This is a genomic window from Actinoplanes sp. NPDC051405 (genome assembly GCF_055586185.1).
In genome coordinates this window covers 207,490-227,562 of sequence record NZ_JBVJIR010000013.1, presented here as the reverse complement: position 1 = coordinate 227,562, position 20,073 = coordinate 207,490, and the positions used below count along the sequence as shown (strand labels likewise).

The following is a 20,073-nucleotide window of genomic DNA, read 5'->3' as shown; positions in this document are numbered from 1 at the left end:
GGGCAGACTAGCTGTCTCGCACCATCAGACGGGGCGCTTGACCGACGGCGCCGTCAGCGAGCCGGCGTCCCGGGGTCGCGCCGGGGGCGGGCCCGGAACCAGCGGGTCGGGCCGTGACACCCCGCCGGGGCCGGACTGCTCGGCCGCGATCTGCTCCTGCAGGCGCAGGATGCCGTGCAGCAGCGCCTCCGGCCGCGGCGGGCAGCCGGGCACGTAGACGTCGACGGGGATGAGCTGGTCGACGCCCTTGGTCACCGAGTACGAGTCCCAGTACGGCCCGCCGCAGTTGGAGCAGGAGCCGAACGAGATCACGTACTTGGGCTCGGGCATCTGGTCGTACAGCCGGCGGATCGCGGGGGCCATCTTGTCGGTGACCGTGCCCGAGACCACCATCAGGTCGGCCTGGCGCGGGCCGTGCGCGAACGGAATCACGCCGAGCCGCATGAAGTCGTGCCGGCCCATGCTGGTCGCGATGAACTCGATCGCGCAGCAGGCCAGGCCGAAGTTGAAGACCCACAGCGAGTAGCGGCGACCCCAGTTCAGCACGAACTTGATGGGATCCCCGAGGACTCCTGGCAAGGCGGACACAGTCGTCAACCTACCCCTCACCAAGCAGGACGCTGGAGTTGGCTCAGGAAGCCGGCCAGCAGCGCCTCGCGCAGGGCGGGCGGAGCCACGTTCAGCAGCGAGTTGACCGCGGCCATGCTCTTGCCGACGTCCTCGCCCAGCCCGAGGCCGGCCGCCAGCCCCTCGATCAGCTCCGGCGTCACCATCTGCGGGGTCAGCGCGCCGGCCGCCTCGAGCAACGCGGGCGGCAGCTCAATCGGGCCACGGCCGCGGGTCGCGGCCACCGCGGCGGCGAGGTCGGGCCCGAACTCGGCGGCGGTCCCGGCGACCGCGGCGGTCACCGTGAGGTGGATGGTCGCGGGCAGCTCCGCGTACGCGAGCTGAGGCTGGGTGTGCCAGCCCCGCGCGGCCAACTCGTCGGCGAGCACGAACAGGTCGACGTCGGGCTCGGCGGCCAGGCAAACGACGCTGGTCTCGGGCGGGGCGAACAGGCGTACGCCGGCGGTGGCCTCGACCGCGGCCGCGAGCACGGCGACCGCGTCCCGGGTGTGGCCGGCCAGCCGCAGGTAACCGTCGTCGCCGAGGTGCCGCAGCGTGGCCAGGGCCGCCGCGATCGGACCGCCGGACCGGGTGGACGAAATGACCGGGTTGACCATCGTGTATCCGGGCCAGTCCGCGTACGCGAAGAACTGCGGCAGCCGCAGCGCCGCGTCCCGGTGCAGCAGCACGGAAACGCCCTTCGGCGCGTACGCGTATTTGTGCAGGTCGACCGAGATGCTGGTGACGCCGGGCACGGCGAAGTCGAAGGCCGGCAGGTCCGCGCCGAGCCGCCGCAGGTAGGGCAGCACCCAGCCACCGAAGCACGCGTCGACGTGGAACCGCACACCCCGCTCGGCGGCCAGGGCGGCCAGCTCGGTGATCGGGTCGACGACACCGTGCGCGTAGCTCGGCGCCGAGGCCGCGACCAGCACCGTCTCCGAACCGATCGCCGCGGCCGTGGCGGCGGGTTCGGCGCGCAGGTCCGCGCCGACCGGCACGACATCGAGAGCAACCCGCAGGTAGTGCGCCGCCTTGGCGAACGCGGCGTGCGCGGTGGACGGGACCACCAGCCGCGGCCGCTCGATCTCCGGGTGCGCGTCCCGGGCCGCCTTCACCGCCAGGATCAGCGACTCGGTGCCGCCGCTGGTGACGCTGCCGACCACCTCCGGCGCGTCCGTGCCGGGGCCGCCGCCGAGCAGCCTCCCGGCCGCGGCGACCAGCGCGTTCTCCATCGCCAGCAGCGACGGGAAGGCGGTCGGGTCCAGGCCGTTGACGTGCGCGGAGATCGCGTACGCGGCCCGGGCCAGCTCATCGAGCCCGGCGACGGCTGGGTCGTAGACATAGGCGAACAGCCGCCCGCCGTGCGTGGGCAGGTCGGCCGCCCGCAACTCACGCAACTCGGCAAGCACCTGCTCACCCGGAACACCGGTGCCCGGCAACGCCTCGATCATGGCCTCAAACTAGACGGTCGCGAGGACGAACGAGAGCACGAAACCCGCGGTGGTGCTGAGGGCGACGAGCGGCCCGCCCTTCTCGTACGCCTCGGGCATCAGCGTGTCCGCCAGCGACGCGAGGACCGCACCGGCGGCGAAGGCCAGCGGCAGGGAGATGGTCTCGGGGACGCGGTGGACAGGGGTCCCGCTCCGAGGACCACCGCCAGGGTCAGCACCGCGGCACAGGCGAGCCAGGTGCCGAGGATGAACCGCTGGGAGCGTCCCTGCTCGCGCATGGACGCGCTGCCGACCAGCGCCTCCGGGAAGTTCGACACGAAGATCGCGGCCAGCAGGGCCAGTCCGCCGGTGCCCTCACCCAGCGACACCCCGAGGGCGACGTTCTCCGGCACCCCGTCGAGGGTGACGGCGCCGAGCAGAGCCAGCCCGGCGGCTCCCGAGGTCGACGCGGTTGACGGCGCCCGGTCCTGGGCAGCTGCGTCCGGGTCGAGCTTCTCGCTGCCGCGGGACTCCTCGTGTCTGCCCTGTGCCAGCCGGTCCAGCCCGGCACTGAGCGTGGTGAAGACGATCGAGCCACCGATCAGGCCGAGGGCGGCCCGCCAGATGCCGCCGTGCTCGTAGGCGTCCTCGAACAGCTCGAACGCCAGCGCGGTGATCAGCGCTCCGGACGCGAAGGCGAGCATCGCTGCCAGCACCGCCTTCGGCAGTTGGACCCGGGCTCCGAGCACCGCACCGATCACGAGCGCACTGGAGGCGATGACGCCGAAGATGAGTGCGTCCATGCCCGGGAGATACCCCGGTCGGCCGCCTCATCAACGTCAGTCCTCGTAGCGGCGTAGCAGGGCAACCGCCGCCCCGACCAGTAGGGCCGGGACCACAGTGAAGCCCAGCAGGACGCCGAGGCGGGCCGTCGGGTCCTGGGCCGCCGCCTCGCCGGTCGACGACGACGCGTAGCCGAAGAGCTGCAGGACCAGCGCGTAGATGCCCGGGCCCAGAGCCAGACCCAGGGTTTCCCCGGCGGTCCACAACCCGGTGAACACGCCGGCCTGGCGGCGCCCGGTGCGGACGGTGTCGCGCTCGATCAGGTCGGGCAGCATCGCCAGGGCGAAGACCTGCTGGCCGGCGTACCCGCAGCCGATCAAGGCCACGACCAGGTAGATCACCACCGCGGGCAGGGTGGGTGAGGCCAGCAGGATCAGGGCGCCGGCCGCGAAGAGCAGGGAGGCGGCGATCAGGCCGCGGAGCTTTCCGTGGCGGGCGCCGACCCGGGTCCACAGCGGCATGACCAGCAGCGCCGGGCCGACGAAGGCGGCGAAGAGGAAGGTCGCGCCGGACTTCTGGCCGATGACGTGGTCGGCGAAGTACTGCACGCCGGCGAGCATCGTGCCGATGCCGGCCGCCTGGATCACGTAGCAGAGCAGCAGGGAGCGGAACGACGCGTTGGCCGCCGCGATCCGTAACTGGGCGCGCAGGCTCGGCTCCTGGTCGGCTGCGCTGCGGGACTCTGCTGTGCGCGTACCGAAAAAGGCACCCAGGGTGCCCACGACGATGAGCGCGCCGACGAACGCGCCGGACCATCGGTGGCCGGTCAGGCCACCGCCGCCCAGGTCGACGACCAGCGGGGCGAGCGCGCCGGAGACCAGGATGGCCAGGGCCAGGACCGCGACCCGCCAGGTCATCAGGCGGGTGCGCTCGGCCCGGCCGGAGGTCAGCTCGGCCGGCATCGCGACGTAGGGCACCTGGAAGAACGCGAACGCGGTGGCCGCGGCCAGGAAGGCGACCGCGACGTAGGCACCCGCCGCGGCGCCGGCGGCGAACGGCCCGGCGAAGATGGCCGCGAACAGCACGCCCAGCGCCAGGCCGGCGCCGAGCAGAAAGCCGCGCCGGTCCCCGCTGCGGTCGGAGATCCGGCCCGCGACCGGGTTCACCAGCACGTCCCAGGCCTTCGGCAGCAGCACCAGCAGTCCCGCGACGCCGGCCGCGACGCCGAGCGTGTCGGTCAGATAGGGCAGCAGGAGCAAACCGGGCACTGTCCCGAAAGGTCCGGTCACCAGTGAGCCCAGCGAATATCCGGCGACGACGCGGCGGGAGAGCCGTACGTCGTGCGAGGGACCGGCGACCGTCATGGACGCGGATGGTAACCATCGGTGGGCCGCTGCGCCTACGCTTCGCCGAATGGAGATTTCCGCACCGCCGTCCCGGGTCGCCGCCGGGGTCGCGGCGAGCCATCCCGCGACGGCCGAGGCCGGCCTGCGGGTGCTGCGCGCCGGAGGTACGGCCGCCGATGCCGCCGTCGCCGCCGTGCTCGCCACCTGTGTCGCCGAGACGGTCTACACCGGGCTGGGCGGGGGTGGTTTCGCCACCTACTTCGACGCCGCCACCGGCTCGGTCACCTGCCTGGACTTCTTCGTCTCGGTGCCGGGCACGGACGGCGACCGGGTGGCCGGGCCGATGATCGCGGTCGACGTGTTCTTCGGCGGGGTGCCGCAGGTGTACTCGATCGGCGGGGCCAGCGTGGCCGTGCCGGGTGTGCCGGTCGGGTGCGGCGAGGTGCACCGGCGCTGGGGCCGGCTGCCCTGGGCGGAGCTGGTCGCACCGGCCTTGGAGCTGGCCCGCGCCGGGGTCCCGCTGCCGGCCGCGCACTCCCGGACCCTCGAATCCTGCGCCCCGGCGCTGGCCCACGGTGAGGGTGCGGCCATCTACGCACCGCAGGGCAAGCTGCTGCAAGGCGGTGACCTGCTCTTCCACCCCGGGCTGGCCACGGCCATGGCGGCGCTCGCGGCCGAGGGGCCCGCGCTGTTCCACACCGGTTCCTACGCGCCGCTGCTGGTCGAGACGGTCCGCGCGGCCGGCGGAGCGCTCGGCCCGCGTGACCTGGCCGACTACCGGGTGCTGGAGACCCCGGTCGACCGGGCCACGCTCGCCGGGCACCAGGTCCGGGCCCGGCACGATCTCAACCGGACCGTCGACACCATCGCGGCTCTGCCCCGGGACCTGGCCGTGCTGCCGCGGCCGGCCCGCACGGTGGCGGTGGCCGCGGCCCTGCGTGACCGGGGCCGGCAGAAGATCGGCGACACCACCAACGTCTCGGTGGTCGACCGCGACGGCAACGCCTGCGTGATCACCACGACGATGGGGCTGGGCGCCGCGGTGTGGCTGCCCGGGCTGGGCGTCAACCTCAACTCCATGCTCGGCGAGGGTGAGCTGATCACCGAGGACCTCGGGCCCGGCGTACGGATGTCGTCCAACATGTGCCCGCTGGTGGTCATCGACGACGAGGGTGCGCTGGCGGTCGCGGCCGGCTCGGCGGGTGCCTCGCGGATCCGTACGGCGCTGGTCGACACGCTGCTCGGGGTGCTGGTCGACGGGGTGGACATGCCCACCGCGATCGCCCGGCCGCGGTTCCACGTCGTGGACGACACGGTCCACGCCGAGCCGGGCTACCCGCGCGACGAACTCGCCGCGCTGGCCGGGGCGGGCTGGCAGATCACCGAGTGGCCGGAGCTGAACCACTACTTCGGCGGCGTCACGGCGGTGGGCGTCGGCGGTGCGGCCGGCGACCCCCGCCGCGACGGCGTCGGGTTGCTGCTCTGACCGGCGTCACATCGTGCGGGCCAGGGTCGCCTGCGCGTCCGCGGCGACCTCGGCCAGCGACACGTCCAGGTCGGTGGCGGTGAGGCCGAACGTGCGCTCGGTCAGCGTGCTGTCCATGATGAACGGCGCGTAGAACTGGTAGTCCATCTCGGCCAGCTCGCGGGCCATCGGCACCGCCAGGCCCGCGGTGCGCATCACGAAGCGGGGCAGCTGCCGGATCGCGACGGGCTTGGTGCCGGTCAGCGTGAAGTAGCGGTCGGCCAGGGCCCGGACGCTGATCGCCGGGACGGACGGCACGTGCCACGCCCGGCCGAACGCCCGGTCGTCGGCGGCCAGCGCGACCAGGGCCCGGGCCATGTCGCCGGTGTAGGTGAAGGTGTGCGGCGCGTCGACGTCGCCCGGCATCCACGCCGTCCGGCCCTTGGCGATCGCCGGCAGCAGCACCTGGGAGAAGATCGACGCTGCGCCGGCCCCGATGTAGTCGGACCCGCGGACCTCGACCGTGCGCACCCCGCCGGCCAGGGCGTCCCGCCACATCTTGATCCGCACCCGGCCCTTGCGGCCGGTCGCGGCGAGCGGGCTGTCCTCGGTCATCCGGCCGCCGGGGACCGGGCCGTAGACGTACAGGTTGCCGGTGATCGCGAGGACCGCGCCGGTGCGCTGCGCGGCGATCAGCATGGCCCCGGCCAGCGGCGGCCAGAGCGCCTCCCACTGGGTGTACTTCGGGTTCGCGCAGTTGTAGAGGGCCACCGCGTCGCGGGTGAGCTCGGTGAGGCGGTGCGCATCGGTGGCGTCGGCGGCGATCCGCTCGATCAGCGGGTGGGTGGGGCCGGTGCCGCTGCGGGTGACGACGCGTACGGACTCGCCGCGCTCGGCGAGCAGGCGGGCCACCGAGGAACCGACCGGACCGGAACCGACGATCACGTGCTTCGACATTGCGATCTCCTTTGTGAGCACTGCTCTTTGTTGAGAACAACAATCTCACTTGGCTGGCGCCTTGGCAAGAGCAGTGCTCTCTTTTGTGGCAGACTTGCCGACATGACCGCCGCTTCGATCCGAGCCCGCGTACGCGCCGAGATGACCGACGAGATCAAAACCGTGGCCCGGCGCCACCTCGCCACCGACGGGGCGAACCTGTCACTGCGCGCGGTCGCCCGAGACCTGGGTATGGCCTCGTCCGCCGTCTACCGCTACTTCGCAAGCCGGGACGAGCTGCTCACGGCCATGATCATCGACGCGTACGACGCCCTGGGCACTACCGCCGAGGCAGCGGTGAGCGGCAGCGGTTTCACCGACCGGTTCCTGAGCGTGTGCCACTCGGTCCGCGACTGGGCACTGGCCCATCCGCACGAGTGGGCTCTCATCTACGGCAGCCCGGTCCCGGGCTACCAGGCGCCCCGCGACACGGTCGGCCCGGCCATCCGGGTCATCCTGGTGATCGGCCGGATCGTGGGCGACGCGTCCGCCGCGGGCGAGGCGGCGGCCGGCGAGCCGATCGGTGGCAAGCTCGGCGACGAGCTGGCGTACGTGGCCGAGCAGGCCGCACCGGGCACCCCGCCGCAATTGGTCGCCCGGGCCATCGGAGCCTGGATCCACCTCTGCGGCGCGGTCAGCGCGGAGCTCTTCGGGCAGCTCAACAACACGATTGAGGCCCGCCGCGAGTTCTTCGAGCTCCAGATGCGCGGCGCCGCGGCCCTGATCAGCCGCCCGCGCTGACGCGCCGGGCGTGGATCACGTGGCCACCCGGGGTGTCCGGCGGCACGTCGGAACGGCCGAACCAGCGGGCCGCGAGCTGGGCCGGCCCCAGGTCCTCCAGCTCGTCGAAGCCCCGCCCGCGCAGTTCGGCGGCCAGCTCGCCCGGCAGGAAGTACGTCCGCCAGGGCTCACCGATGCTCGCGACCCGGGCCGCACGCGCCTCGAGGGCGGCCTGCCGCTCGGGTGACATCGACGAGGGCGGCATCGCGTAGTCGAAGACGACCTGCGCCCTCGGCGTGGCCGCGATCAGCGAGAGCGTCTCGTCGAAGCCCGCGCGGCTCAGATACGGCACCACGCCCAGCCACAGGAAGAACGCCGCCTCCTCAGGGACGAGCCGGTCCGCGAGCGACTCCCGTTCGAAGTCCACCGGCAGGTACGTCAGCGACTCCGGCACCGCGATGCCCGCCGCGGCCAGCCGTTCCCGCTTGAACGCCTGGGTGTCCGGGTGGTCGACCTCGACGACCCGCAGCTCCGGCCACGGATTGCGGTACGCGAACGTGTCCAGCCCCGCGCCCAGCACGACGACCTGACGGGTGCCGTCGCGCACCGCCGCGGCCAGGGCGTCCTCGGCGAACCGCGTGCGGGCGGCGATGAACAGCCGCATCGCCCGGCGGCCCGGTGCCTCCTCGGCGTCCGGCGGCACCCCGAGGATGCGTACGGCCAGCGGGTCGGTGAAGATCTCGCCGCCCTCGATGAGCTGGTGGGCCGCCCGGTAACGGGCCGCGCTGAACGCGGTTCGGCTCGGCTGTCCGGTCTCCATCAGGGCGTCCAGCTCGCTCGGGCCATGTCCACGTACTCCCCCTTCAGCGGCACGCCCTCGCTGAGCAGCCGTTGCCGTGCCTCCTGCTCGTGCCCGGGCGGCATCCGGCCGGCGCTGGTGACGACCCGGTGCCAGGGGACACCGCCGCCGTGCCGGGCCATGATCGTGCCGACCTGTCGCGCCGAGTTGCGGCCCGAGATGTCCGCGAGCGCGTCCGCGACAGCCCCGTAGGACATGACGTGCCCCTCCGGGATGCTCTCCACGAGCCGGAGGACCTCTTCGACGTACTCCTGCGGTGTCACCGACGCCACGATATGGGATCTCCGCTCGGTGCCGCAGGGCCCGGCGCGCAGAATGGGCGGGTGCGGGAACAGGTGACGGGTGCGCGACGGATCGTGGTCAAGGTGGGCTCGTCCTCGCTGACCACGGCGGCCGGCGGGATCGACGAGAGGCGGGTGGACGCCCTCGTCGACGCCATCGGCGGTCTGGCCGCGCAGGGCCGGGAAATGGTGCTGGTCTCCAGCGGCGCCATCGCCGCCGGCCTGGCCCCGCTGAGACTGCGCCGGCGTCCGCGAGACCTGGCCACCCAGCAGGCCGCGGCGTCCGTGGGCCAAGGGCTGCTGATCGGGCGGTACGCGGCCGGCTTCGCCCGGCACGGGCTGACCGTGGGGCAGATCCTGCTCACCGTCGACGACGTCACCCGGCGCGCGCACTACCGCAATGCGTACCGGACGCTCCGCAAGTTGCTCGACCTCGGCGCCCTGCCGATCGTCAACGAGAACGACACGGTGGCCACCGAGGAGATCCGCTTCGGTGACAACGACCGGCTCGCCGCCCTGGTGGCCGCCCTGGTCCAGGCCGATCTGCTGGTCCTGCTCTCCGACGTGGACGCGCTCTACACCGGTGACCCGGCGTCGCCGGCCGCCCGCCGCATCACGGTGGTCCGCGACGAGGCCGACCTGGCCGACGTCTCGGTCGGCACGGCCGGCCGGTCCGGCGTCGGCACGGGCGGGATGGTGACCAAGGTCGAGGCGGCCCGGATCGCCACCGGCTTCGGCATCCCGGTGGTGCTGACCGCCGCGCCGCTGGCCGCCGCCGCCCTGTCCGGCGACGAGGTGGGCACGCTGTTCCACGCGGTCGAGCACCGCCCGGCGGCCCGGCTGTTCTGGCTGGCCCACGCCACATCGCCGCGCGGGCGCCTGCACCTGGACCCGGGCGCGGTGACCGCGGTCGTGGCCCGGCGCAAGTCGCTGCTGCCGGCCGGGATCACCGCAGTGGACGGTTCCTTCGTCTCCGGCGACCCGGTGGACCTGGTGGACGCGGGCTCCGGCACGTCGGTCGCCCGCGGCCTGGTCAACTACGACGCGGTCGAGCTGCCGGCGCTGCTGGGCCGCTCGACCCCGGAGCTGGCCGCCGCCCTGGGACCCGGCTACGAACGCGAGGTCGTCCACCGCGACGACCTCGTGCTGCTGTGAGCGCACAGGGACATGACTTAGCGGGCCCGACGGTGCAGGATTGAGCGGTCGCCGTCCGTCACGGCGCAACGAACGAGGAGTCTTCATGACTGTGCTTCAGCAGGCCGCCGAGGCCCGGGTGGCCGGCATCGAGCTGGCCGCCGCCACCCGCGCCGAGAAGGACGCCGCGCTGCTGCTGATGGCGGACCGGCTGGTCGAGCGCACCGAGGACATCGTCGCCGCCAACGCGGTGGACGTGCAGAACGCCCGTACCGGTGGGCTGTCCGAGGCCATGATCGACCGGCTGACGCTGACCGCCGAGCGGGTCGCCGCGATGGCCGACGGCCTGCGGCAGCTGGCCGCCCTGCCCGACCCGGTCGGCGACGTGGTGCGCGGCTCGACCCTGGCCAACGGCCTGGAGCTGCGGCAGGTCCGGGTGCCGTTCGGCGTGGTCGGCATCATCTACGAGGGCCGGCCCAACGTGACGGCGGATGCGGCGGGCATCTGCCTGAAGTCCGGCAACGCGGTGCTGCTGCGCGGTTCCGGTTCGGCGCAGAGCTCGAACGCGGCGATCGTGTCGGTGCTGCGCAAGGCCGTCGCCGACGCGCACCTGCCGGCCAACACCATCCAGCTGCTCGACGCCACGACCCGCGACTCGGTCAAGGAGCTGATGCGCGCCCGCGGCCTGGTCGACGTGCTGATCCCGCGCGGCGGCGCGTCGCTGATCAAGACCGTGGTCGAGGAGTCGACGGTCCCGGTGATCGAGACCGGCGTCGGCAACTGCCACGTGTACGTCGACGAGGGCGCGGACCTGGAGAAGGCCCTCGGCGTGGTGCTCAACTCGAAGACCCAGCGGCTGTCCACCTGCAACACGGCGGAATCGCTGCTGGTGCACTCCGCGCTGGCCGAGTCGTTCCTGCCGCTGGTGATCGAGGAGCTGGTGGCGGCCGGCGTGACCGTGCACGGCGACCCCCGGGTGGCCGGCTTCGAGGGCGTGGTGCCGGCGACGTCGGAGGACTGGGGCAAGGAATACCTGTCGGCCGACATCGCCGTCGCGGTGGTCGACTCCCTGGACGACGCGCTGGACCACATCCGCCGCTACGGCACCGGCCACACCGAGGCGATCGTGACCGAGAGCCTGGTGGCGGCCCGGCGCTTCGCGGCCCGGGTGGACGCAGCCGCCGTGATGATCAACGCTTCGACCCGCTTCACCGACGGCGGCGAGTTCGGCTTCGGCGCGGAGATCGGCATCAGCACCCAGAAGCTGCACGCCCGCGGCCCGATGGGCCTGCCCGAGCTGACCTCGACCAAGTACATCGTCACGGGCAACGGCCACACCCGCTGACGCCGCTCAGTGCCGGGCGGGGGTCCACGTCCGGCACGCGCGGATGGCGGTCAGCGTGGTGTTCACGTCGAACAGCGGCCCTTCGTCGCTGTCCCAGCCGCCGTCCGTGCGCTGCGTCTCGCTCAGCCGCTTGCGGGCGCTCTGCAGCAACCAGTCGTCACCGAGATTGACCCGGCGCAGGGCGGCCGCCATGTTCGCCGCGTCCGCCGGGGACATGTCGGGCAGCCGGTCGCCGAGCACCAGCTGCACCCGCGCCGACTCGTAGAAGAACTCCTGCTCGTGCAGCAGCCCGGCGGCGTGCCAGCCGGTGGCCAGGAAGGACGGCCAGGTGCCGTCCGGGCGCATCTGGGCGACCACGAACCGGGCCGCGGCCTGCAGCGTCGCCGCATAGCGGGCCGGCGCCTCGTGATGCGGGTGGGCCTCGACCTCGGCGACGGTGAGCCAGAAGCCGGCCACCGCCGTCAGGTAGAGGGTCGCCTCCGGGTCACCGGGCATCGCCCAGGCCGGCGCCTCGGCAGCCAGTGACTCGTCCTCCTGCCAGGTGCCGTCCCGGCGTTGCACGGAGGCCAGCCAGGCCAGCGCGCGCTCCACCGGAGGACCGTGCAGCCCGCCGAGGTCGTCGAGCTCGGCCAGGCGGAAGCAGGTGGCGTCGACCGAGGGCACGGAACCGTCCCCGGCGGCGGGCCAGCCACCCGCCGGGGTCTGCTCGATCTCGATCCGTTCCAGCGCCGAGGCCGGCGGCGGCGTGCCCGTACGCAGGTAGGACAACCGGGCCCGTTCCACCGGGTCGCCGTGCGCTACGACGTATCCGATCGCCGCATCGATGTCGACCACGACGGTGACGCTACAGCTCGACCCCTCGTTCCGCTGCGGTGTCTCGGTAACTGTCTAATAGGTCCGCTCCGTCCCGTTGGCGACACACGATCGACGCAACGTGACCACAACGGGAGAGACTCGCAGGAGAAGATCGGCCGCGGTCACTCGGTGTATACAGATCGACGACCGCCGACCCCATCGTGGGATCGACGGCCGTCACGCCGAGGGATGACTCAGTAGGACGGGAGGGACGGATCGACCGTGTTGACCCAGGAGACGATGCCGCCCTGGACGTGCACGGCGTCCTTGAACCCGGCCGCCTTCAGCGCGGCGAGCGCCTCGGCCGAGCGGACACCCGACTTGCAGTGCAGCACGATCTGCCGGTCCTGCGGGAAGCGCGCCAGCGCCTCACCGGACAGGATGTCGCCCTTGGGGATCAAGGTCGCCCCCGGGATGCTGACGATCTCGTACTCGGCGGGCTCGCGGACGTCGACCAGGAACATGTCCTTGCCGGAGTCCTGCCACTCCTTCAGCTCGCGCGCCGTGATCGTCGCGTTGAGGGTGGCCTCCTGCGCCTCCTCGGAGACCGCGCCGCAGAAGTCGTCGTAGTCCTCGAGCAGGTCGGTGACGGTCGGGTTCTCACCGCAGAGCGCGCAGTTCGGGTCCTTGCGCACCTTGATCTTGCGGTATTCCATCTCCAGGGCGTCGTAGACCATCAGCTTGCCGACCAGCGGCTCACCGATGCCGGTGATCAGCTTGATCGCCTCGTTGACCTGGATGGAACCGATCGACGCGCAGAGCACGCCCAGCACGCCACCCTCGGCGCAGGACGGGACCATGCCGGGCGGGGGCGGCTCCGGGTAGAGGCAGCGGTAGCAGGGACCGTGCTCCTCCCAGAACACCGACGCCTGGCCGTCGAAGCGGTAGATCGAGCCCCAGACGTACGGCTTGCCGAGCAGGACCGCCGCGTCGTTGACCATGTAACGGGTCGCGAAGTTGTCGGTGCCGTCGACGATCAGGTCGTACTGGCTGAAGATCTCCTTGACGTTGTCGCGGTCCAGCGCGGTGTTGTGAATGATCACGTTCACCAGCGGGTTGATCTCCCGGATGCTGTCCGCGGCGGACTCGGCCTTGGGCCGGCCCACGTCGGAGACGCCGTGGATGATCTGGCGCTGCAGATTGGATTCGTCGACGGTGTCGAAGTCGATGATGCCGAGCGTGCCCACCCCGGCGGCGGCCAGGTAGAGCAGGGCGGGAGAGCCGAGACCGCCCGCGCCGACGGCCAGGACCTTGGCGTTCTTCAGCCGCTTCTGCCCGTCCATCCCGACGTCGGGGATGATCAGGTGACGCGAGTAGCGGCGGATCTCGTCGATGCTCAGCTCGGCGGCCGGCTCGACGAGCGGGGGCAGTGACACGGTGAACTCCCCGGGATCGACGGTGTGTGGACCCCATTGTTGCTCGTCGGCTGCCGGATTGGACATGACGTGGAACACCGGCCCGACATGCGGGACGGGGGAATGCGGGATCAGTCGACGGGGTTACCGGCGTACCGCTCGCCGTCCACGTACGGCCAGGGATTGGCGACGCACCCCTTGAGCCCGTAGGTCTGCTGCATCATGACCGGCGCGAGCTTGCCCTCGCCGGGACAGAGCTCATGACCGTGGCCGAGCTGGTGGCCGACCTCATGGTTGATCGCGTACGCCCGGTACGCCGCCAGCGGTGCCCCATAACCAGGCACCGCGGCCTGCCAGCGGTCGTTGTTGATGACCACCTGACCGGGCAGCCGGCACGAGGTGAAGCCCTCGGTACGCAGGCCGCCGTCGGCGCACATCTTCTCGGAGGTGGCGGCCGAGGCCAGATAGACGGTGAACTCGGCGGCGGCCGGGGCGGGCACCCGCTGCAACCGGAACTGCCGCCCGGCGATCCAGCTCCGCGGATCACCCAGTATCCGATCGATCTCCTCGGCGAAGTTCCCGCCGTCACCGGACGCGAGCCGCTTCTCCACCGCCACCTTGAACCGCCGCAACGTCCCGGAGCTGCCGAGCACGGGCCCGTAACCACCGGCGAAGGCGAACCTGGCCGCGGCCGGCTTGCTCTGCGCCTTGTCGGCGGCGTCGGGCGGCACGGCGGCCCGCGCCGGAGTGGTCACCGCGGCGGCTGCCGGCTCCCGCTGGTCGGCGGCCGGTGGCGATGGGGCGGGAGCCGGCACGGCACCGGCGTCGGCGGTCTCGTCGCGCATGGCCTGGCCTGTCACGAGGACGATCACGGTGAGGAGCAGGAAGAACAGGACGACAGCACGGCGGCGGCGCGCCAGCATCCTGGCGACCGGCGTGGAGTAGCGAGGCGCGATGGGCATGACAGATGCCACGTTGCCAGAGGCAGGGGCCCGTCACAGGCGTTTGGCGTGACTCCTCAGAGGGACGGGCCCACGAAGCGGTGACCGTTGCGGCGGGGCCACGCGTACGGCACGCACCCCCGTACGGTCAGACTCTGTTGCACCATGACCGGTGCCGGTCCGCCGCGCTTCGGGCAGCCCTCGTGGCTGTGGCCCAGCTCGTGGCCGGTCTCGTGGTTGATCACGTACTGCCGGTAGACGGTGATCGGCACCTTCGCGTCGCGGTACGGCTTGGCCGACAGCCGCCAGCGGTCCAGGTTGATGATCACGCGCCCGGTGGACCGGCACGACGTGTACGGCCGCCCGTTAACCGTGATGTTGACCCCGCCGATCCGGCACATCCGCCCGGCGGTGTCACGGGTGGCGAGGTAGACCGTGAAGGTCGCCTTCTCACTGCCGGACACCCGTTGCAGCCGCAACCGGCCGTCGCCGATCCAGCTGCGCCGGTCGCCCAGCGTCGCCTCCACCTGCGCTGCGAAGGCCGCCACGTCCTCGTTGCTGCCCCGCTCGACCGCGACCCGGAAGCGCCGCAGCTCGCCCTTGGTGCCCAGCACCCGGCCGCGCCCGGTCGCGTACGTGAACTTGCCCGTGCCCCTGGTGGGCACCGCGCCCGCCAGCGCGAGCAGGTCCTGCGGCACTGCCGCCGAGGTCGCCGCGACCGAAGGAGCCGGCGCGACCGGCGACGAGACGACAGCCGAGGGCATCGCCGACGACGGGGCGGAGGTGGGCGGCGGAGGATCGGACGGCCGCGCCAGCCAGCCGGCCAGCAACAGCCCCGTGATGACGAGGGCCACGAGCCACCAGCGGCGCCTGCGTGCACCCCGTCCGGCGGCCGCTACAGGCAGGCGTGACTCGATCATCGTCAGCCAGCGTGCCATACCCCGCCGGCGCTGTCCGCCCGGCCGCTACTCCGGGCGACCTTGCTCACGCCGGGGGCGCCACCCGCCGCTCGCCGCCCCAACCGACCGGCGAGCCGACGTCGGCGAGCATGCCCACCACAGCCCGCGCGACCAGGCGCGGAACCTCCATCTGGGCGACGTGGCCGACGCCCGGCAACACCAGCAGCCGGCTGTCCGGAATCGCCTTGGCCACCTGCGCCGGCACCCGCGGGTCGACGAGCTCGTCCTTGAGGCCGCCGATCACCAGGGTGGGCGCGGTGATCCGCGCGGCCAGCCGCCACTGCGAATTCACCCCCGGCAGGTACGCCCGCAGGAAGCTCGACACCAGCCCGCGCAACGTCCCCAGATACGCCTTCGCGTAGTGCTCGACCGTGTAGCGCAGCTTGATCTCCTCGATGGCCTCCGCGCGGCGCTGCGGGCTGACCTTCGTGGTGTCACCGAAGCAGGCGAGCAGCACCTGCTGGGCCATCTGCTCCGGGGTCAGCCGGGCCATCCCCCAGGCGAGAAGGCGGTCGGCGCGCGGCAGCGCGAGCAGCGGCAGCACCGGGCCCTGAGCCGTGCGCCGGGGATCGAGGAAGGGCATGGCCGGGGAGATCAGCGTCAGGGTCCGGATCAGATCGGGGCGCAGGGCGGCCACGCGTACGCAGATCGAGCCGCCCAGCGAGTTGCCGACCAGGTGGACCGGGCCGCGTCCGGCGTAGTCCAGGTAGCCGATCAGCTTGTCGGCGAACGCCGCGATGGAGTAGCGCGGGCTGGGATCGCTGTAGCCGAAGCCGGGCAGGTCCACGGCCTGGCCGTCGAGCCGGTCCGCGAGCAGGGCGGCGAAATCGGTCCAGTTCTGCGAGGAGCCGCCCAGGCCGTGCACGTAGACCGCGGGCTCGGCCTCCGGCGTGGTGCCCGGGGTGTCCCGGACGTGCAGCATCGCCCCGTCGATCATGACCCGGCGAGCCGGCCACGGCGGCGGCACGGCACCGTCCGGAGGCAGGACGTCGTCGCCGGCGAGGATCGCACCCTTCATCAGGACAACAGTGCCTCAAGACGACGGTTGACCGCATTGAGTGTGGCGCGCACCATGGCGTGCCGGTCGTCACCGGTGATCACCGCGGAACCGGAGAGCTGCTCGACCCAGCCCCCGACCGACAGCAGCATGACCACCACGGCGACCTGCATCGAACCGAACGGCACGGCCGCGGCGTGCTCGACGAAACACTTCGCCGGGCCGTCCGCGTGGTCGGAGGTAGTGAGCAGCTCATCGACGGCCCGGGCGGTGGCCAACGCGCACAGCCGCAGCAGGTAGCCGTCGACAGCGGGCCCGGTGGCCTCACCGGCGGCGATCTGGCCGTTGACGGTGAGCCGCACCTCGACGGTGGCCTCGGTACCGAACGTGTTGACCCGGACGTTCTCGATCATCACCCGCGGGCCGGGGCGCTCACCGATGTCCAGCGGGCGCGGCGGGGCGGGCTCGACGCTGGTCGGGGCCTCGCTCAGGGTGGGGCGTTCGTTCGAGCCCTGCCGGTCGTCGGGGGCCTGTCGTGTCCCTGTGCCTTGGCGGGTGCTCGGGCTTTGGCGCTCGCCCAGGCCTTGGCGGTCGCTCACGCCCTGACGGGCGCTCAGTCCTCGATCGCCCAGGCCCCGGTCGCCCGGGCCTTGGCGGTCGCTCACGTCCTGCCGGTCGCCCAAGCCCCGCTCGCCCGGGCCTTGGCGGTCGCTCACGTCCTGCCGGTCGCCCAGGCCCCGCTCGCCCGGGCCTTGGCGGTCGCTCAGGCCCTGCCGGTCGCCCAAGCCCCGCTCGCCCGGGCCTTGGCGGTCGCTCAGGCCCTGCCGGTCGCCCAAGCCCCGCTCGCCCAGGCCCCGCTCGCCCAGGCCTTGACGGTCGCTCACGCCTGACCGCTCGCTCGTAGGCTGCCGCTCCTCGGCATCCTGCCGCTCGCTCGGCCGCGTCAGCTCATCGGCCGGCCGCCGCTCACCGGGGCGGGTCAGCTCATCGGCCGCCCGCCGCTCACCGGGCCGCGACAGCTCGTCAGAGCCCCGCCGCTCGCCGGGCCGTGCCAGCTCATCAGAGCCCCGCCGCTCGCCGGGCCGTGCCAGCTCATCAGAGCCCCGCCGCTCGCCAGGGCGGGTCAGCTCATCAGGAGCCTGCCGGGAGGCGGACGAGTAGCTGCCGGAACTGAGACCGGGCCCGGGAACCGGCCGGCCGGTCGGGTTGGGCTGGCTCGGCACGAACGGCGCAACCGGCGGCGCAGACGCCTGGGCCGTCGGAGGCGCGGAAGCCGGAGCAGCCGGAGGCGACGACGCCGGAGCAGACCCCGAGTAGGCCGGCGGCCCAGACCGCGGAGCCGGCGGCGTCGACCGCGCAGCCCCCGGAGCCTCCGCGGGCCCGGAGAGCGGCGAGGCGCCCTTCATCGCGGCGTCCAGACCCATCCGGTCCTGCAGCAGCCGCGCGACCTGCCGGCTCACCTCGGCCGGGTCGGCGCCCTCGGACAGATCCAGCCGCAGACTGTGCGCACCCGCCGGGGTGGACCGCAGCGACGCGTCGCGCACCCCTTCGACCTCGCGGACCGCCGCCAGGATGGCGTTCACGTCGAAGCCCTCCTGCCGTTCCTGCGCCGACAGCACGTCACCGCGGCGCAGGTGCGTCGCGATGCGGGCCAGCGCGGGGGTCTCGGCGGGTGGCTCCACGGACGGCGGCTCCGGGACGGTGGGCACGTCCGGCTGGGCCGGGACGCGCTGCGGCAACGCGGGGAAGGACTGTTCCCCCGTGTTGCCCGGACCGGGGTCGCCGGTGGGACGGCCGGGAAACGCCGGGGGCTGGGCGGCGGTCTCGTACGGCAGGCGGCGGGGAAAGCTGGTGGGATCGTACGACGGCCGGAGCATGCCTTGATCACCGGAACGCGACTCGTCGGTAGCCTGCGGCGCGGCAACCCTGGGCAGGCCTTCCATGGGCGTCGGCGGGTCCAGCGCGTGGCGGGCGGACTCACTCGTCATCCAGTCGGGCCGCCGGCCTCCGGGAGTCGCCGGGCGTACCGCCGGGAAGGGCCGCTCGGCCGGCACGGCCGCACGCTGCTGGCTCGCCGGCGGACGTGGCGGCTCCTGAAGCGCGTCGTCGAGATCACCCTCGTACGGGTACGGCGGCGCACTGGAGGGCAGGTTGCCGTTGACCGCGCGCAGCTCGGTGGTGTCCTGCGCGTCCGGGCGCAGCAGCTCGGGCGCGAGTGGATTCGGGCGGGGCCCCCCGGCCCGCGGCTCCTCGTCCCTGGGCTCACTGCCGTTGGGTGAGAGGTGGGCGAGCAGGTCCTCGTAGCGGGAGCGGCTGTCCGACCAGCGCGGGGCGGCCGCGTTCTCCAGCGGCGACGGCGGTCCCTGCGGCTCAGGCGCCGGGGAGAAGGGTGCCGGGGAGAAGGAGGGCGGGGGCGGCGGCATCGTGAACGGGCGGATCTCCCCCGAAGGAGGGTCCGCCGGTAGGGGTCGTTCCTGGGTGAACGGGCGGATCTCGGTGGCGGGCCGGCGCCAGGCGGGCACCTCGGTCTCGGGGTCCAGCGCCGAGCCCGCGTTGGACCACGGGCTCTCGCGCGCGGCCCAGCCGTTCAGCAGGGTGCGGTCGCGCGATTCAGCGCCGGTGCCGCCGTCCGCTGCACCGGCGTCCCCGGAATGCCCTGTTTCGTCCACCGTGCGCTCCTCGCTTGCCCCCGCTGAGGCTACCGTGTGCTTGCAGTGGCGATAAGTTGCAGCGTCGCGACAATTGCCCGCCCGGCAAGCGACAGACGGCGAACCGGGCAATCCGCGCCCTACCGCGGGGGAAACACATCTCGGAGGTACACATGACCGCTGCGTCCGGCGGGGCACAGACGGCGGGGCGCCCCACGCGTCTGCCGCGCTCCGCGCGCCGTAAGCAGCTGCTTGCCGCCGCGCAGCAGATCTTCGTGGCACAGGGCTATCACGCCGCTGCCATGGACGAGATCGCCGAACAGGCCGGCGTTTCCAAGCCTGTGCTCTACCAGCACTTTCCCGGCAAACTCGAGCTCTACCTGGCCCTGCTGGACACCCACTGCGACGCGATAATCGCCAAGGTGCGCGGCGCGATGCTGGCGACTCCGGACAACAAGGAGCGGGTCAAGGGCGCCGTCCGGGCGTACTTCGACTTCATGGACCACGAGAGCGAGGCCTTCCGCCTGGTCTTCGAGTCCGATCTGCGCAACGACCCCCAGGTCCGCGAGCGCGTCGAACGCGTCGAGCAGGGCTGCATCGCCGCGGTCACGGACACGGTGGTCTCCGACACCGGCCAGAACCAGGCGAACGCCGAGCTGCTGGCGTCCGGACTGGTCGGCGCGGCCGGCCAGGCGGCCCAGTACTGGCTGGCGAGCGGCCGGCAGACCCCCAAGGCCGAGGCGGAAGCCCTGGTCGCTGCCCTTATCTGGCGGGGTATCGCCAGCTTCCCGCTGCAGGGTGAGTCAACGCCCGGTACGTCCGGGGAAATCGGCTAGCCTTCATGTCGGAAGACATCTGAGGAGGAGGACCCCGTGGAGGTCAAGATCGGCGTGCAGTACGCCCAGCGCGAGCTGGTGCTGGAGAGCGCGCAGACTCAGGCCGAGGTCGAGCAGGCCGTGACCGAGGCGATGGCCAAGGACAGCGTTCTCACTCTGACCGACGAGAAGGGCCGCAAGGTGATCGTCCCGATCGCCAAGGTGGCCTACGTGGAGATCGCCGAGAAGTCCGAGCGGCCGTTCGGCTTCACCACGCGATAACGGCACAGCACGACAAGACCGCAGGGAGCCCCACCCGGGGCTCCCTGCGGTTTCTATACAGCACCGTCACCTTCGCGCTGAGGTGCGGAATCTCTCTGTCGGGTAGACTTGCCGTTGTCGCCGTCGACGTCGGCTCGATATATCGAGTCGCCGCGGCGACGCGCGTGCGGCCCGCGAGCACCTCGCGTGTGGCCCGCGCCCTACCCAGACCGCGCCCCAGGAATTCGACGGGCGCACCACGAGAGGCACCCGCAGA

Annotated in this window: 19 protein-coding genes; 6 read left to right on the top strand and 13 right to left on the bottom strand. The window is 72.6% G+C overall.

Translation table 11 applies throughout. The features are described 5' to 3' along the window. Nucleotides 1–24 precede the first annotated feature (24 nt). From ACZ6S4_RS27260 to ACZ6S4_RS27245, 4 genes are all read right to left on the bottom strand, one after another. Nucleotides 25–588 carry an NADH-quinone oxidoreductase subunit B gene (locus tag ACZ6S4_RS27260; protein WP_360826892.1) on the bottom strand — a complete coding sequence of 188 codons (564 nt, stop codon included), beginning with the start codon at nt 586–588 and terminating at the stop codon, nt 25–27. 17 nt (nt 589–605) lie between these two features. Then, nucleotides 606–2,057, bottom strand: a complete 1,452-nt coding sequence (locus ACZ6S4_RS27255; RefSeq protein WP_465477627.1) for a pyridoxal phosphate-dependent decarboxylase family protein — start codon at nt 2,055–2,057, stop codon at nt 606–608. A 98-nt stretch (nt 2,058–2,155) separates the two neighbouring features. Next, the gene (locus ACZ6S4_RS27250) at nt 2,156–2,839 is read right to left on the bottom strand and encodes a ZIP family metal transporter (protein ID WP_465477626.1); all 684 of its coding nucleotides are present in this window, start codon (nt 2,837–2,839) and stop codon (nt 2,156–2,158) included. A 36-nt stretch (nt 2,840–2,875) separates the two neighbouring features. Continuing rightward, complete coding sequence (locus ACZ6S4_RS27245; RefSeq protein ID WP_465477625.1) at nt 2,876–4,183, bottom strand: MFS transporter; 1,308 nt, start codon at nt 4,181–4,183, stop codon at nt 2,876–2,878. 49 nt (nt 4,184–4,232) lie between these two features. Here ACZ6S4_RS27245 and ACZ6S4_RS27240 point away from each other — a divergent pair, with 49 nt between their 5' ends. Further along, nucleotides 4,233–5,651: a gamma-glutamyltransferase gene (locus ACZ6S4_RS27240; protein WP_465477624.1), complete on the top strand. Its 1,419-nt coding sequence runs from the start codon at nt 4,233–4,235 to the stop codon at nt 5,649–5,651. Between the two features lie 6 nt (nt 5,652–5,657). Here ACZ6S4_RS27240 and ACZ6S4_RS27235 read toward each other — a convergent pair whose 3' ends face one another. Beyond that, on the bottom strand, nt 5,658–6,587 hold the full coding sequence (locus ACZ6S4_RS27235; protein WP_465477623.1) for an NAD-dependent epimerase/dehydratase family protein: 930 nt from the start codon (nt 6,585–6,587) through the stop codon (nt 5,658–5,660). A gap of 102 nt (nt 6,588–6,689) precedes the next feature. Here ACZ6S4_RS27235 and ACZ6S4_RS27230 point away from each other — a divergent pair, with 102 nt between their 5' ends. Continuing rightward, nucleotides 6,690–7,367, top strand: a complete 678-nt coding sequence (locus tag ACZ6S4_RS27230) for a TetR/AcrR family transcriptional regulator (protein WP_465477622.1) — start codon at nt 6,690–6,692, stop codon at nt 7,365–7,367. On the opposite strand, the gene ACZ6S4_RS27225 is transcribed toward ACZ6S4_RS27230, so the two are convergent. Next, the gene (locus ACZ6S4_RS27225; protein WP_465477621.1) at nt 7,351–8,166 is read right to left on the bottom strand and encodes a class I SAM-dependent methyltransferase; all 816 of its coding nucleotides are present in this window, start codon (nt 8,164–8,166) and stop codon (nt 7,351–7,353) included. The genes ACZ6S4_RS27230 and ACZ6S4_RS27225 overlap by 17 nt on opposite strands. Beyond that, nucleotides 8,166–8,468 carry an MGMT family protein gene (locus ACZ6S4_RS27220; protein WP_360829927.1) on the bottom strand — a complete coding sequence of 101 codons (303 nt, stop codon included), beginning with the start codon at nt 8,466–8,468 and terminating at the stop codon, nt 8,166–8,168. The genes ACZ6S4_RS27225 and ACZ6S4_RS27220 overlap by 1 nt, the downstream gene beginning before the upstream one ends. 60 nt (nt 8,469–8,528) lie before the next feature. Here ACZ6S4_RS27220 and proB point away from each other — a divergent pair, with 60 nt between their 5' ends. Together proB and ACZ6S4_RS27210 are read left to right on the top strand one after the other, a co-directional pair. Then, the gene (gene proB, locus ACZ6S4_RS27215) at nt 8,529–9,641 is read left to right on the top strand and encodes a glutamate 5-kinase (protein WP_465477620.1); all 1,113 of its coding nucleotides are present in this window, start codon (nt 8,529–8,531) and stop codon (nt 9,639–9,641) included. Between the two features lie 85 nt (nt 9,642–9,726). After that, nucleotides 9,727–10,965: a glutamate-5-semialdehyde dehydrogenase gene (locus ACZ6S4_RS27210; protein ID WP_360829466.1), complete on the top strand. Its 1,239-nt coding sequence runs from the start codon at nt 9,727–9,729 to the stop codon at nt 10,963–10,965. 6 nt (nt 10,966–10,971) lie between these two features. Here ACZ6S4_RS27210 and ACZ6S4_RS27205 read toward each other — a convergent pair whose 3' ends face one another. From ACZ6S4_RS27205 to ACZ6S4_RS27180, 6 genes are all read right to left on the bottom strand, one after another. Further along, a complete protein-coding gene (locus ACZ6S4_RS27205; protein WP_465477619.1) occupies nt 10,972–11,799 on the bottom strand; it encodes a prenyltransferase/squalene oxidase repeat-containing protein in 828 nt (275 codons plus the stop codon). Nucleotides 11,800–12,014: 215 nt separating this feature from the next. Next, on the bottom strand, nt 12,015–13,196 hold the full coding sequence (moeZ, locus tag ACZ6S4_RS27200) for an adenylyltransferase/sulfurtransferase MoeZ (RefSeq protein ID WP_465477618.1): 1,182 nt from the start codon (nt 13,194–13,196) through the stop codon (nt 12,015–12,017). Nucleotides 13,197–13,306: 110 nt separating this feature from the next. Next, entirely contained in the window at nt 13,307–14,137 is an 831-nt protein-coding gene (locus tag ACZ6S4_RS27195) for a DUF3152 domain-containing protein (protein ID WP_465477617.1), read from the bottom strand. A 56-nt stretch (nt 14,138–14,193) separates the two neighbouring features. Continuing rightward, nucleotides 14,194–15,036 (bottom strand): DUF3152 domain-containing protein, encoded by an 843-nt coding sequence (locus ACZ6S4_RS27190; protein WP_465477616.1) that lies wholly within the window; start codon nt 15,034–15,036, stop codon nt 14,194–14,196. Between the two features lie 64 nt (nt 15,037–15,100). Further along, nucleotides 15,101–16,093, bottom strand: a complete 993-nt coding sequence (locus ACZ6S4_RS27185; RefSeq protein WP_465477615.1) for an alpha/beta fold hydrolase — start codon at nt 16,091–16,093, stop codon at nt 15,101–15,103. Further along, nucleotides 16,093–18,741 carry a hypothetical protein gene (locus ACZ6S4_RS27180; RefSeq protein WP_465477614.1) on the bottom strand — a complete coding sequence of 883 codons (2,649 nt, stop codon included), beginning with the start codon at nt 18,739–18,741 and terminating at the stop codon, nt 16,093–16,095. The genes ACZ6S4_RS27185 and ACZ6S4_RS27180 overlap by 1 nt, the downstream gene beginning before the upstream one ends. Nucleotides 18,742–18,893: 152 nt before the next feature. Between ACZ6S4_RS27180 and ACZ6S4_RS27175 the strand changes: the two genes are divergently transcribed. Further along, nucleotides 18,894–19,556 carry a TetR/AcrR family transcriptional regulator gene (locus ACZ6S4_RS27175; RefSeq protein ID WP_360551660.1) on the top strand — a complete coding sequence of 221 codons (663 nt, stop codon included), beginning with the start codon at nt 18,894–18,896 and terminating at the stop codon, nt 19,554–19,556. Between the two features lie 36 nt (nt 19,557–19,592). Continuing rightward, a complete protein-coding gene (locus ACZ6S4_RS27170; protein WP_360551658.1) occupies nt 19,593–19,817 on the top strand; it encodes a DUF3107 domain-containing protein in 225 nt (74 codons plus the stop codon). Nucleotides 19,818–20,073: the final 256 nt, after the last annotated feature.

Bases quoted from the DNA above. Each gene is read 5' to 3' on its own strand.
- ACZ6S4_RS27235 (WP_465477623.1), bottom strand. From the start codon at position 6,587: ATGTCGAAGCACGTGATCGTCGGTTCCGGTCCGGTCGGTTCCTCGGTG.
- ACZ6S4_RS27230 (WP_465477622.1), top strand. From the start codon at position 6,690: ATGACCGCCGCTTCGATCCGAGCCCGCGTACGCGCCGAGATGACCGAC.
- ACZ6S4_RS27245 (WP_465477625.1), bottom strand. From the start codon at position 4,183: ATGACGGTCGCCGGTCCCTCGCACGACGTACGGCTCTCCCGCCGCGTC.
- ACZ6S4_RS27250 (WP_465477626.1), bottom strand. From the start codon at position 2,839: ATGGACGCACTCATCTTCGGCGTCATCGCCTCCAGTGCGCTCGTGATC.
- ACZ6S4_RS27210 (WP_360829466.1), top strand. From the start codon at position 9,727: ATGACTGTGCTTCAGCAGGCCGCCGAGGCCCGGGTGGCCGGCATCGAG.
- ACZ6S4_RS27175 (WP_360551660.1), top strand. From the start codon at position 18,894: ATGACCGCTGCGTCCGGCGGGGCACAGACGGCGGGGCGCCCCACGCGT.
- ACZ6S4_RS27195 (WP_465477617.1), bottom strand. From the start codon at position 14,137: ATGCCCATCGCGCCTCGCTACTCCACGCCGGTCGCCAGGATGCTGGCG.
- ACZ6S4_RS27255 (WP_465477627.1), bottom strand. From the start codon at position 2,057: ATGATCGAGGCGTTGCCGGGCACCGGTGTTCCGGGTGAGCAGGTGCTT.
- ACZ6S4_RS27185 (WP_465477615.1), bottom strand. From the start codon at position 16,093: ATGAAGGGTGCGATCCTCGCCGGCGACGACGTCCTGCCTCCGGACGGT.
- ACZ6S4_RS27225 (WP_465477621.1), bottom strand. From the start codon at position 8,166: ATGGAGACCGGACAGCCGAGCCGAACCGCGTTCAGCGCGGCCCGTTAC.
- ACZ6S4_RS27190 (WP_465477616.1), bottom strand. From the start codon at position 15,036: ATGATCGAGTCACGCCTGCCTGTAGCGGCCGCCGGACGGGGTGCACGC.
- ACZ6S4_RS27240 (WP_465477624.1), top strand. From the start codon at position 4,233: ATGGAGATTTCCGCACCGCCGTCCCGGGTCGCCGCCGGGGTCGCGGCG.